At 43.9% G+C, this 12,856-nt stretch carries 12 protein-coding genes and 1 rRNA gene; 9 read left to right on the forward strand and 4 right to left on the reverse strand.

Annotated elements, in window-relative coordinates; all coding sequences use genetic code 11:
- Positions 1-2: 2 nt before the first annotated feature.
- The 4 genes from rrf (at position 3) to purB (ending at position 2,878) form a co-directional block, all read left to right on the forward strand.
- Positions 3-118: ribosomal RNA gene (gene rrf / locus QT716_RS13810) — 5S ribosomal RNA — on the forward strand.
- Positions 119-822: 704 nt separating this feature from the next.
- Positions 823-1,359, forward strand: coding sequence for a DUF2179 domain-containing protein (locus QT716_RS13815; RefSeq protein WP_317936668.1), 537 nt, complete (start codon positions 823-825; stop codon positions 1,357-1,359).
- Positions 1,356-1,550: an NETI motif-containing protein gene (locus QT716_RS13820; protein ID WP_317936669.1), complete on the forward strand. Its 195-nt coding sequence runs from the start codon at positions 1,356-1,358 to the stop codon at positions 1,548-1,550. Before QT716_RS13815 ends, QT716_RS13820 begins: the two co-directional genes overlap by 4 nt.
- A 32-nt stretch (positions 1,551-1,582) precedes the next feature.
- Positions 1,583-2,878, forward strand: coding sequence for an adenylosuccinate lyase (purB, locus tag QT716_RS13825; protein ID WP_317936671.1), 1,296 nt, complete (start codon positions 1,583-1,585; stop codon positions 2,876-2,878).
- 36 nt (positions 2,879-2,914) lie between these two features.
- On the opposite strand, the gene QT716_RS13830 is transcribed toward purB, so the two are convergent.
- Genes QT716_RS13830 through QT716_RS13840 form a run of 3 tightly spaced genes read right to left on the reverse strand, consistent with a single transcriptional unit; the run spans position 2,915 to position 6,485 of the window.
- Positions 2,915-4,033: a Ger(x)C family spore germination protein gene (locus tag QT716_RS13830; protein ID WP_317936673.1), complete on the reverse strand. Its 1,119-nt coding sequence runs from the start codon at positions 4,031-4,033 to the stop codon at positions 2,915-2,917.
- Complete coding sequence (locus QT716_RS13835) at positions 4,030-5,124, reverse strand: GerAB/ArcD/ProY family transporter (RefSeq protein ID WP_317936675.1); 1,095 nt, start codon at positions 5,122-5,124, stop codon at positions 4,030-4,032. Before QT716_RS13835 ends, QT716_RS13830 begins: the two co-directional genes overlap by 4 nt.
- Positions 5,121-6,485 (reverse strand): spore germination protein, encoded by a 1,365-nt coding sequence (locus QT716_RS13840; protein WP_317936676.1) that lies wholly within the window; start codon positions 6,483-6,485, stop codon positions 5,121-5,123. Before QT716_RS13840 ends, QT716_RS13835 begins: the two co-directional genes overlap by 4 nt.
- A 261-nt stretch (positions 6,486-6,746) precedes the next feature.
- Between QT716_RS13840 and QT716_RS13845 the strand changes: the two genes are divergently transcribed.
- Positions 6,747-7,985: an erythromycin esterase family protein gene (locus QT716_RS13845; protein WP_317936678.1), complete on the forward strand. Its 1,239-nt coding sequence runs from the start codon at positions 6,747-6,749 to the stop codon at positions 7,983-7,985.
- Positions 7,986-8,101: 116 nt separating this feature from the next.
- On the opposite strand, the gene QT716_RS13850 is transcribed toward QT716_RS13845, so the two are convergent.
- Positions 8,102-8,794, reverse strand: coding sequence for a class I SAM-dependent methyltransferase (locus QT716_RS13850; RefSeq protein WP_317936679.1), 693 nt, complete (start codon positions 8,792-8,794; stop codon positions 8,102-8,104).
- A gap of 140 nt (positions 8,795-8,934) precedes the next feature.
- Here QT716_RS13850 and QT716_RS13855 point away from each other — a divergent pair, with 140 nt between their 5' ends.
- The 4 genes from QT716_RS13855 to QT716_RS13870 all read left to right on the forward strand — a co-directional run bounded on the left by QT716_RS13855 (position 8,935) and on the right by QT716_RS13870 (position 12,846).
- Positions 8,935-10,653 carry an adenine deaminase C-terminal domain-containing protein gene (locus QT716_RS13855; protein WP_317936681.1) on the forward strand — a complete coding sequence of 573 codons (1,719 nt, stop codon included), beginning with the start codon at positions 8,935-8,937 and terminating at the stop codon, positions 10,651-10,653.
- Between the two features lie 10 nt (positions 10,654-10,663).
- Entirely contained in the window at positions 10,664-11,689 is a 1,026-nt protein-coding gene (locus tag QT716_RS13860) for a DUF3048 domain-containing protein (protein ID WP_317936682.1), read from the forward strand.
- 18 nt (positions 11,690-11,707) lie between these two features.
- The gene (locus QT716_RS13865) at positions 11,708-12,022 is read left to right on the forward strand and encodes a YerC/YecD family TrpR-related protein (protein WP_317936683.1); all 315 of its coding nucleotides are present in this window, start codon (positions 11,708-11,710) and stop codon (positions 12,020-12,022) included.
- A 125-nt stretch (positions 12,023-12,147) separates the two neighbouring features.
- The gene (locus QT716_RS13870) at positions 12,148-12,846 is read left to right on the forward strand and encodes a heptaprenylglyceryl phosphate synthase (protein ID WP_317936685.1); all 699 of its coding nucleotides are present in this window, start codon (positions 12,148-12,150) and stop codon (positions 12,844-12,846) included.
- Positions 12,847-12,856: the final 10 nt, after the last annotated feature.

Here is a 12,856-nt window from a genome sequence, read left to right on the forward strand (position 1 = left end):
TGTCTGGTAATGATGGCGAAGAGGTCACACCCGTTCCCATACCGAACACGGAAGTTAAGTTCTTCAGCGCCGATGGTAGTAGGGGGCTTCCCCCTGTGAGAGTAGGACGTTGCCGGGCAATTTAAAAAGCGAGTCGAGGATATTTATCCTCGGCTCGTTTTTTTCATGTTCATGTATCGGCTTTGCCGCGCATAATATTCCTAGGAATGGGCTTTGGACAAAGGCGGACGTTTTTAGTTCACAGTTATGATGAAAATGTGGAGTTTATGAGCTGAAATTGAGAGTTATGAGCGGAAACTGAAATTTATGAGCGGAATGCGTAGTTTATGAGCGCAAACTGAAATTTATGAGCAGAATACGGAGTTTATGAGCGAAAATCGAGATTTATGAGCGGAAAACGAGATTTATGAGCGGAATGCAGAGTTTATGAGCGGAAAACGAGAGTTATGAGCGGAATGCGAAGTTTATGAGCGAAAAACGAGATTTATGAGCGGAATGCGGAGTTTATGAACAAAAATCGAGAGTGTATGAGCGGAATCCAAAAGTTATGATCAAAATACTAAGTTTATGGGCAGCTACCTGATTTTATGTTAGCGTAGGTGCCAATCCCTGTATACGCTAACACTTAAACAAGTGAGGTGCTACAAAAACCCCCTTAAATTATGATGGATTGTTCAGCTTTGTCGAATCATATCTCCAAATTCAGCAAGTTATATTTTCAAACTTCACGTTCGTGGATAAGTTTAATGAACGTTATCGTATTCACTTGTAATCACGTCGTTTCACCTGTACTATGAATCATGTAGAATGGAGGGGTGCCACATGAATCCCTGGATCATGGTGTTGATTATTTTTGTAATTAATATTGTCTATGTTACGTTTTCTACCATGCGTATGATCTTAACGCTAAAGGGCTATCGTTATTTTGCAGCCCTCGTGAGTATGTTTGAAGTGGTAGTCTACGTAGTGGGTCTAGGTTTAGTATTGGACAGTCTCGACCAAATTCAAAACTTGGTAGCTTATGCGCTTGGTTTTGGTTCGGGTGTAGTGGTTGGTACGAAAATCGAGGAAAAAATGGCACTTGGTTATATTACTGTGAATGTTATAACAGATGAAATCAATCGGGAACTGGCTACTACGTTACGTGCAAAAGGATATGGCGTAACCGATTGGCAAGCTCACGGGCTGGAGGGCAATCGTTCTGCGATGCAGATCTTGACCCCTCGAAAATATGAATTGAAATTGTATACTACCATTGCTGAGTTGGATCCCAAAGCATTCATTATCTCGTATGAGCCTAAATCCATTCGAGGCGGTTTCTGGGTCAAGTCAGTGAAAAAAGGGAAGTTATTTAAGTGAGTCAACGAAAAACTGTTTGGTTTCAGGTTGAAGAAAACGAGACGATTTCACAATGTATGGAACGGATGAACTCTCAAGGTTATCAGGTTGCAGGACGTAGAGAAGAACCCTTGTTTGAAGAGCGGAATGGGGAGTATATCCCCATTCGGCAAATGATTCAATTGAAGGGCGTTTTAGCAGATAGTGAGTAATCCATATTGAGGTGCCAAGGAGGAAATAGACAATGATTGAGCGTTATACCCGTCCCGAAATGGGAGCGATTTGGACTGATGAAAACAAATACAACGCGTGGCTGGAAGTCGAAATTTTAGCGAGTGAAGCGTGGGCTGAGCTTGGGGATGTACCTAAAGAAGACGTCGAGAAGATTCGCCAGAATGCAAGTTTTTCTGTTAACCGAATTCTTGAAATCGAGAAGGAAACGCGTCATGACGTGGTTGCATTTACACGGGCGGTTTCCGAATCGCTGGGTGAAGAGCGGAAGTGGGTACACTACGGACTAACTTCTACTGATGTTGTGGATACAGCTCTGTCTTATTTGCTCGTTCAAGCGAATCAGATTTTACGTGCGGATCTCGTTCGTTTCATTGACATCCTTGCGGAGAAAGCGAAAGCTCATAAGTATACTGTCATGATGGGACGTACACATGGTGTTCATGCAGAACCGACAACATTCGGTCTTAAACTTGCCTTGTGGTATGAAGAGATGAAACGTAACTTAGAGCGTTTTGACGCAGCAGCAGAATCTGTACAAGCTGGAAAGATTTCTGGTGCAGTTGGAACTTACGCAAATGTCGATCCTTATGTAGAAAGGTATGTATGTGAGAAGTTAGGACTAACACCAGCTCCAGTTTCAACACAGACACTTCAACGGGATCGTCATGCACACTATATGTCGACACTTGCTCTGATTGCAACGTCGATTGAAAAGTTTGCGGTCGAAGTACGCGGCCTTCAAAAGTCTGAAACTCGTGAAGTGGAGGAGTTCTTTGCAAAAGGACAAAAAGGTTCTTCGGCAATGCCGCACAAACGCAATCCCATCGGGTCTGAAAACATGGCGGGTCTGTCACGTCTAATCCGCGGCTATATGATGACTGCTTATGAAAACGTGCCTTTATGGCATGAGCGGGATATTTCCCATTCGTCTGCAGAACGTGTGATTTTACCAGATGCGACGATTGCGCTCAATTATATGTTGAATCGTTTCGGCAATATCCTGAAGAACTTGACAGTATATCCTGAAAACATGAAACGCAATATGGATCGTACACATGGTCTGATCTATTCGCAGCGTGTGCTGCTGTCGCTGATCGACAAAGGGATGTCTCGCGAAGCTGCTTACGATACAGTACAGCCTTTGACTGCACAATCATGGGACGAGCAATGCTCGTTTAAAGAGTTGGTCAAACAAAATTCAACGATTACGGACCATTTAAATGGTGAAGAGATTGATGAGTGTTTTGACTATAACTACCATCTGCAAAAAATCGATTTAATCTTTGATCGAATCGGACTTAACTAATAGGAAAAGGGATTGGCTATCTGCCAATCCCTTTTTCTATTGAATAGCACCCACTGATTTTAACTTCACTTCTACTTTTACATCAAACTCCAAATCCGGATAAATTGCTTTCCAATCATCGAGTACCTTGTCTGTATGAAGACGTGTGGCTCTGTATTTAAGGCCGAATCCAAATGGATCCATATTTTTTTCTTGAAGATCTTTAAACAGTATCGTTACTTGTTCAGCTAATTTATCTTCTGAGATTTTGTTATAATGGTCTAATTCCCTCAACTGTAGTAATTTATTTGATTCATTCACCGAGCCGACAGCCTTTATCTTAATTGCCACACGAGGCTTTTGACCGTTCTTTAGTTCGAATTTAGATTTCATTTTTATGCGATCAATGGTTAATGTAAATTTATAGCCAGCACTATTTATTTGATAGCCATACCCAGACTCCCCTTTTTTTAACGAGTTATATAGTTTAGTTTCCAATAAATTCAGTTCTACGGCTTCGTGACCGTGTTTTAAGACCAGTGCGTGATTGACTATGAATTTAGTACCCCCACCATCTCCTTTTACTATAGGAAGTACTGCACTTAATCCTTTCGTATCGTAATCACGGCGGAATTCAAATAAAAAAGTAGTTGTGACAAATGGACTTTCTGTACCTGTGTTATCAAAAAAGTTGTATAACGAATTTTCCCCTGCTGCTTCGAGCGTTGGCTGAACTCGTAATACTTCTTCGGCACTCGGTTTTGCTGCAATTACATATAATAGAAGCTGTATGTCACCACGCCGTACGAAGTAATCCATTAAATGAAATAAATCTCCTGACAGTAGTTCTGGATTCAATGCAAGAATCTTTGCTTGGCTGAAGTCAAACACTTTGTCAGCTTCTGTTGCCAAGTATCGAATTGCTTCGGCTACCGAGTCGCTTTCATGTACTAAATAAGCGTATTCGTTTTCAGTGGCAGATTTTAAAGAGGGAATGGGTTTCGCTATTTTCAAGGTCACTTTGAATTTTTTTTCAATTCCTTCACCAGGGTCTATACCGATACCTACGACAAAGGATCGTTTGTCTACCCCTTTGTAGGAACATCCAGATAGAATAGTAAAAGATGAAAACACAAGCAGAAAGAAAAAGAGAATGACCTTTCTTCCTTTTTTCATGAGGTGGCTCCTTTCCTAATGGCGAGCATTGTTAAAAAGAGGACCCCTGCAAAGATAGGTAATATATTGTAATAGTACTTGGAATACTCATAAAGCTGATATTGGGTGAAGGAAACAGTCAACCACAGCCCAACTGCACAGAAAATAAAGGAAATTAGAAGAGGTGTAAAGTTTTGTTGTTTGATTTGCAAACTTTTCAACCTAAATATACTGGATAGTAACTTATAAGCAACGTGCCAATGAATTATTATACTGATGAATGAAATTGTCACAAATAAGAACATGAAAATGAACACGACTCGTTCAATGAATCCAAATTTCATTCGCACCGAATCAGCAGAAGAAGTCCAGGGAAACATAAGTTGGTCAATTTCATCAAATCCAGTAAAACCAATGGGTACCAAATACGAATTGATAAGCATAAAGATACTGGCTAAGGTAATGCAAATGATGGACCATTTAGAGATGTTCTGTTTTTCTTTAAAATATTTGTTGAATATTATTAGATTTGCACTGCCCATGAACGTAAAAGTACTGGCATTGAAAGCGGTGAAGTCAGGTATTGATTTAATATGCATAACGGCTAATCGAACCTGGTCAAAGTCTAGTTCGTGACTTGTAAACATTTTAAAAAACATTAATACAGTCACCGGAATCATGAGTACACATAAAATTTCAAGGGTAAATAAAATGCTTTTTGTTTTAAGTAATACACCAAAGAAAATTGTGATTAAAATAGATAATGAAATAATATAAATCGACATCACCGGTGTTAAAAAGGTAATTAGCAAAAATACCGTCATAATTAATGTGATAGTTCCTGCAATAAACCACATAAATGCAAAATACAATGTTACAGGAATCTGGATCCATGAGGATGTGTATTTTGTTAATAACTCAATTAAATCTTGTCCTGGATATTTAAGGAAAAAGGATACAGTAACGTACGTAAAAAGAGCACCACCGATAATTCCAACTATCATACCGGATAATGCGCCGTCTCCAGCCCGCAACAGAAGAAGACGCGGTATTGGTGACATGATGATTGCCAACATATTCGTTAGGATTAAATAGTAAACAAAGCGACTCATTCAGAGCTCACCTTCTTTTCGCTGCGTTTGCTGCGCCAGGCTATTCTTAAGTACGGCTGGCCAAAGCTATCCAAGTCAGTTAGATGAAGGATGATTAATAGCAGACCTGAAATCAGACCGATCAAACCGAATAACGTGGTGAATATGATTAAAAACAATCTGCAGACACGTACGACAAATCCCAATTCGTTCATAGGGATAACAAATGTAGAAATGGCGACAATCGCGATGATCATAATCAGAATATTGGATGCTAAGGCAGCTTCCGTTGCAGCAGTTCCGAGGATCAACCCTCCAACAGTAGTAGCCGCTGCGTTAATGGATCTCGGAAGGCGAACGCTAGCCTCGGTCAGTAATTCCACAAAGATCAGCATAATGACTGCCTCTATGAATGAAGGATAAGGGACCCCAATTCGACTTCCTGCTATGGATAGTGTCAGTTCAGTACGCAGAATTTCCGGTGAATAGGCGGTAACTGCGACGTATAGCGCGGGTAATGTCAAACATATTAAAAGTCCAAACCAACCAAGTAAAGTGTTATAAAGAGAAATGAAATAGGTATGGTAGTTTTCTTCCATTGAAACCATGAAGTCAAAGAAAACAACGGGTAACACAACAGCAAACGGAGAATTGTCAACTAGCAGAATGATTTTCCCCCCCGTCAAGTTGTAGGCAATGCGGTCGGGACGTTCTGTAATTATAGAAGTAGGGAAGAGATTAAAACGTCTGCTTGTGAGACGTGTAGCAAGTTCCGCTGAAGATTGTATTAAAGGTGAATCTAGAGAATTCAATCGTTCTTTAACTCTGCGCAATACGTCAATATTCACTAATTTTTCATCGTAAATAAGTGAAATGGCGGTTCGACTTTTATCAGTTAATTGTTGGCTTTCGATGTATAAGGAAGCCTGGTGATAATGCTGGCGCACAATACTGATATTTGTTTCCAAATCTTCGCTGAAGGCTAATTGAGGACCGTGAATGGTTGTTTCAGCAATGGTTTCGCCTTGCTCTGTATTGCCTAAACGACGGACTTCGAGGAGGCTGTATGCATTTTCGGCATACACTAGGACGAATCCTAAAGTGAATAAAGTTAGAAGTTCATCTGTCGTAGGAATGTCGATTCGATTGGGCATGCCTTTCATATATGCTGCAAATTTATGTTCATCAGCTATTTCAAAAAAAGGTTTAATAACCGTTTGTTGAAGTACACCTCCGTCAACAACAGTTTTCATATAAAGAAGATGGGCTTGTGCGTCATCAAGCTCAAGAGGAACGTGCAAGACATCAAAGGACGCTGGAAGCGCCTGAATCATCGTTTTCATGAGTATTGGCATTTCTTGCTTGTTATTCTTTTCAGTCATTGCAATCCCTCCTCTTCTGCGATGCGTATGCTGTACATAGCCTTACCGGAAACCCGTTTTTGTATTCATCGGGTATGAAGAAGTTTCCAAATGGATTCTGATCGGGCAGACTGCACGGGACGGTGGATATTGGCTTGCGCTCTAATGAAAGATACGGCTGCTCGGGGCACTGGCTTTTCCAGCGATTTTGCTTGATGGATGCGATGCCCGGGTTTCCTCCTGAAGCGGAATGGCAATACTAGTACTGATAGGAGGGTGTTCATGTCGAAGAAAATGAGGATGGCAATTGAAGAACAGTCGATGCCACTCGGCAAATCATCGCTTGCGAAGCTGGTTGAAGCGGCGGGTGACGCAGATGTGGTGATGATTGGCGAAGCGACACATGGAACAAAGGAGTTCTATGAGATACGGGCCGAGTTGACAAAGCGGTTAATTACAGAAAAAGGGTTCACGATTGTGGCGGTGGAAGGGGATTGGCCATCTGCAGAAGCGGTGAACCGGTATGTGAAAGGGTTCGGGGATGGCGGATCCGCGCGTGATGTATTGATGAAGTCGTTTACGAGGTGGCCACAATGGATGTGGGCAAATGAAGTAGTGGCGGACTTTACGGAATGGCTGAAGTCCCATAATGCACAATCCAGCCGCATGACAGGTTTCTACGGAATTGATATGTATAGTCTGTACGAATCTATCGATGAGCTGCTTCGGTTTTTGTCGGACAATCCTCAATACGGAGCAGATCTGGAACTTGCCAAGAAAGCATTCTCCTGTTTCGAACCGTATAACCGGCTGCCGGACCATTATGCTCTTTCAAGTGCGCATTTCACTGAAGAATGCATCACTGAAGTATCAACACTGCTTTCGTCGATCCAAGGCAATCAGGAACGGTATGATCGGCATTATGAAGAGAATTTGAATATCGTCATGAATGCCCTCGTTGCAAAAAATGCGGAAGCCTATTACAGGGAACTTCTCCAGGAAGAGGCCATTTCCTGGAATACCCGCGATTTGCATATGGCGGAAGCGGTCAAAGAACTCAAGGATTATCACGAGGGCGCGAAAATCATCATCTGGGAGCATAACACCCATATCGGCGATGCGTCTGAAACGTCGATGAAAGATGCCGGTATGACGAATGTGGGGCAGCTCATGAGGGAGCAATATGGGAAGCAGAACTCATACGCCATCGGGTTCGGGACGTATGAAGGAACGGTTGTCGCTGCGGACAGCTGGGGGGTGGACTGTGAACGGATGATTATCCCTCCAGCCAAATTCAATACGTGGGAAGGTCAGCTCCATGCCGCAGGAGGCGGAGACAAAGTGCTGCTTTTCACGGACGAAAACCGTCAATCATACAATGAGTGGATCGGACATCGGGCAATCGGTGTCGTCTATAACCCGGAATTCGAAGCATACGGTAATTTTGTCCCTTCCCGCGTCGGAAGCCGGTACGATTCATTCATATTCATCGATCAATCCACAGCGCTCAATCCGCTTTGAACGTCTATATCCTAACAAAGAAAAACCATCTGGCAATTTCCTCAGTCCGCGAATGGGCAAGGAATTTCCAGATGGTTTTATACGTCTGACTCACTTTCTCCTGGAGCAATCTAGACTCACTCTGCGACACACATCCACGCACTAAAAAATGTTGTTTGGAAAAACTGAGTAATCCGTACGAACCCGGCTTCGCGCAGCAGTTCTACTATCGTACCAAGCGGTACAAATGACAGCGCACGAACTATTTTCTCCATTTCCAGCACTTGGGCTTCGGATAACGATGACCTGTCGACCCAACTGTGGCGCCATAATTTAAACAGCTCTTCGAAAGAAGGGTCCTCGCGATCGCCAACCATGGAAGCGAGTACAAATGGTGCGCCGGGCTTCAGCCTTTTGCGGATTTCCCACAACAACTCCACTTTCGCCTCCTCGTCTTCAATGAAATGCAGCACGAGTAAACAGGAAGCTGCGTCAAACTGATGATCACTAGGGACATCTCGTGCACTTCCAGCAACAAACTTCACGCGCTCTGATTCGATTTGCGCTTCCACTTTCGCCCGGGCTTCTGCCAGCATCGGTTCAGATGGATCCGCTGCTGTAAATGTCCATTCCGGGTTCAGCTTGCTGAACTCGACTAACTCGTTTCCGCCGCCAGCACCAATTACTAATACATTCGCGTTCTCATCTGTCTCCATTCGAAGTGCGGTAGTTGTCAGTCGGACGAGCCCGTCATATGTAGGTAACGTACGCCGGATTCCCCGGTCGTATTCTGTCGCGGTGTCTTGGTTAAACGTTAGTTCCTCAGCCATTTATCCTCACTCCTTATTCAATCTTTATAGACAATAATTCGATACAGAACCTTAGAGTTCCTTCATTCACAATCTATTCACATATCTCCTGCTATGGTAGGATAAAGAAAGGAATGGAACGATAAAGGAGACGATTCGGAATGTGGAACCAACAAGAGATCGCTTCACAACTCGCCGTCATTGACGGGCAAGTTGCGCCGGACTTGATCATCACGAATGCAACGTACTTGCACTCCGTTTTAAAAAAGTGGATGACAGGAACCATTTGGGTCAAACACGGGCGGATTTTATATACCGGTGAGCGGATGCCGCCTATCACAGAAGGCGCTGAACAGTTTGATGCAACGGGTAAGTGGATAGTTCCGGGATACATAGAACCGCACGTGCACCCTTTTCAATTATATAACCCTGAAACATTTGCACACTTTGCAGCGCAGCATGGAACGACGACAATACTCGCTGATAATTTGATGCTTCTTATGTCAATTAATCGAAAAAGTGCGTTCAAGCTGCTCGATGAACTCAAGCAATTGCCGTATTCGTTCTACTGGTGGGCGCGTATGGACTCGCAGACGAACCTGCAAAACGAAGCGGAAGTGTTCGCCCCTGAAGAAGTCGAAGAGTGGCTGAAGCGCGATGACGTCCTTATGGGCGGGGAGTTGACGGGATGGCCGCGACTTCTTAAAGGAGATCCCGTCATGACGGCTTCTCTTCAAAAAGCGAAACAGTTGGGTAAGAAAGTGGAAGGTCATTTCCCAGGAGCGTCTGAACGGACACTCGCGCGCATGCGACTGCTTGGTGTGAATGGGGATCATGAATCGATGACAGCCGATGAGGCGGAAGCCCGTCTTTTGCAAGGCTATGCAGTGACACTTCGCGAATCATCCATTCGTCCCGACTTGAAACCATTGCTCGAAGGCATCCTTGAAAAAGGGCTCGACGTATTCGATCATTTAATGATGACGACAGACGGTTCTCCGCCTTTGTTCCACGAAGACGGTGTAATGGATAAATGCATCCGGATTGCGATGGAGGCGGGTGTTGACCCGATTGACGCCTATCAAATGGCCTCGTATAACAGCGCAAGGTACTACGACATCGACGAGTTGCATAGTGTAATTGCACCGGGACGGTTTGCGACATTGAACGTGTTGTCAGATATCCGTGAACCGAACCCGACAGATGTATTATCGAAAGGTGTCTGGCTGAAGCGTGATGGACAAGCATGTGTTGAGTTCAAAAAAGGCGATTGGACGGTTTTCCCCAAATTCGCACCGGACTTTGACCTTACATTGGATGATGTCACGCCAACAGAATCTATTGGCATTAATATGCTGAACGATGTCATCACAAAGCCATATAAGACAACGATGGATTTGTCAGCAGCTCGATTGGAAGGTGAGCATGAGGAATCGTTCCTCGCACTTGTAGACCGGAATGGGAAGTGGCGGGTGACTACGGTCATCAAAGGGTTCTCACATTCTGTTCAAGGACTTGCCTCTTCTTACTCGAATACAGGAGATGTGATTTTAATCGGTAGAGACAAGCAAGAAATGATTCGCGCATTCGAGCGTATCAAAGAGCTGGAAGGCGGAATTGTCCTTGCTGAGAACGAGCAGATCATCTGCGAATTGCCGCTTCCAATCGGAGGCAGTTTGTCAGACGAGCCGATTGGAATCTTGCGCGAACAAGAACGTCAGTTGAAACAGGAATTGAGCAAGCGCGGCTATGCAAAAGGGGATGCGATTTATAGCTTATTGTTTTTACAATCCACCCACTTGCCATACATTCGGATTACCCAGCTTGGTGTCGCAGATGTCATGAAAAATATCGTATTGAACCCCACCACAGAACGATAGGAGAGCGGTCATGAATGTTACGAAAATAATGTTATCCGCCGTCTTTGCAAGTATCGTCTTGCTTGTCGGCTGCTCGAATGACAAAGAAAACGAAGAAGTCGAAGCAACCACTAAGCCTGTCTCTTTCGATGAAAGTGTATTAACAACCTCTCCCTTTACAGGAGTAGAAGAACAGCAGTCGAACATGCGGCCGATTCTCGCGACGATTAATAATCATCCGCTCGCTCGGCCGCAATCGGGACTCAGTTCAGCAGACTTTGTTTATGAATTTTATGCGGAAGGCAATATTACGCGCTTGTTAGCGCTGTACCAAAGTGAGCTGCCGGAAGAAATCGGTCCAATCCGCAGTGCACGTGATTATTTCGTTGAACTTGCAAAAGGGTTGGATGCCTTTTACATTGCACACGGTTATAGCCCGGATGCGAAAGCGTTATTGGATACCAACTTCGTCGATAACATCAACGGCATGCAATATGACGGGACGTATTTTGTCCGTTCACGTGAGCGAAAAGCACCGCATAACTCATATATTTCAAAAGAGCACGCAGAAGCAGCGATGAAGGATTTATCGATAGATGAAAAGATGCATGACGCACCTCCGCTTTCGTTCCATCCTGATGCAGAAAGTGCTAAACTAGGGGAAGTTGCATCCACGATTATTGTCGGCTATGAAGACCCGCAGTTCACGACTACGTATTCGTTCGACAAGAATACGGGAAACTATGAACGCACCGTGGATGGGATTCTGACGACAGACAAAGCAGGAGACAAAAAAGTCACGCCTGCAAATATTTTAGTTATGGAAGCACCTTATGAAACGATTGACGCTGAAGGACGCCAATCGCTCGATTTGACTCAAGGCGGACCTGCCATTCTGTTTCAGAATGGTGTAGCGCTTAAACTTGAATGGAAGCAGATCGATGGAGTCCTGACACCTGTTCAAGACGGTGTTCCTGCTAAATTAGTACCTGGCCAAACGTGGGTACATATCGTTCGTGAACAATCCATTGGCAATACGACGACTTATACCCCTTAAGAAAGAGAGGGCGTTTCAATGTTAGAAAAAATTAAAGGCGAACAAACGGATCAGTTGTTTCGTGCAATGTTGGAGTTAAAGGATTTAGAAGAGTGCTATGCATTTTTCGATGACTTATGCACCATTGGAGAAGTGCAATCCCTTTCCCAGCGGCTCGATGTTGCCGTGAAACTAAAGAAGAAATATACGTATGATAAGATTCAAAATAAGACAGGTGCAAGTACCGCTACAATTTCAAGAATCCGGCGCTGTGTCGATTATGGCAGCGGCGGCTATAATCTGATTCTTGATCGATTGAACGAAAAACAAAATGATTCAGCTGACAAAAACTAAATCATAAACCGGAAACAGCTGCGCGCTGTCCGGTTTTTTTCATTTGTACGCGTGACAACGAGAATCGTCACGTGTTTTTTGATATACTGATAAGAACGTAATTACGAAAAAGCAGGTGAGGAAAAATGGACTATCGCAATTGGCGTCATGCCTTTAAATTAGACCCCGCAAAAGAAATTTCCGACGAAGCGCTGGAACAACTCGCAGAGTCTGGAACGGACGGAATGATTATCGGGGGGACCGACAATATTACACTCGAAGGCGTGCTCGATTTACTTGCAAGGCTTCGACGTTTTGCAGTGCCGTTAGCACTCGAAGTGTCTGACGTGGAATCGGTGACATTTGGATTTGACTTTTATTTCATCCCCACGGTGATGAACGCGACCGACGTAAAATGGATGAATGGCATTCACTTAGAAGCATTGAAAGAATTTGGTCATATGATGAAATGGGAAGAAGTTGCGACAGAAGGGTACTGCATTATGAACCCCGATTGTAAAGCCGCCCATTTGACGGGCGCTACTGAAATCCCGACAAAAGAAGATGTCATTGGATACGCTCGAATGGCAGAGCATCTGTTCAAACTGCCAATCTTTTACTTAGAATACAGCGGCAGCTACGGCGATCCTAAAATCGTCAGTGCCGCCGCATCTGTACTGGATGAAACCCGTTTAGTCTATGGCGGAGGAATCACGAATGCAGAGCAAGCCGCCGAAATGGCCGCGATTGCACATACTGTCGTAGTCGGCAATGTCATCTATGATGATTTGAAAAATGCATTGAAAACAGTAGATGCTGTGAAAGCTGTTACCAGTCCAAAATGATTTCGTGTAT

Source organism: Sporosarcina aquimarina (assembly GCF_033253705.1).
GTDB classification, from domain to species: Bacteria; Bacillota; Bacilli; order Bacillales_A; family Planococcaceae; genus Sporosarcina; species Sporosarcina aquimarina.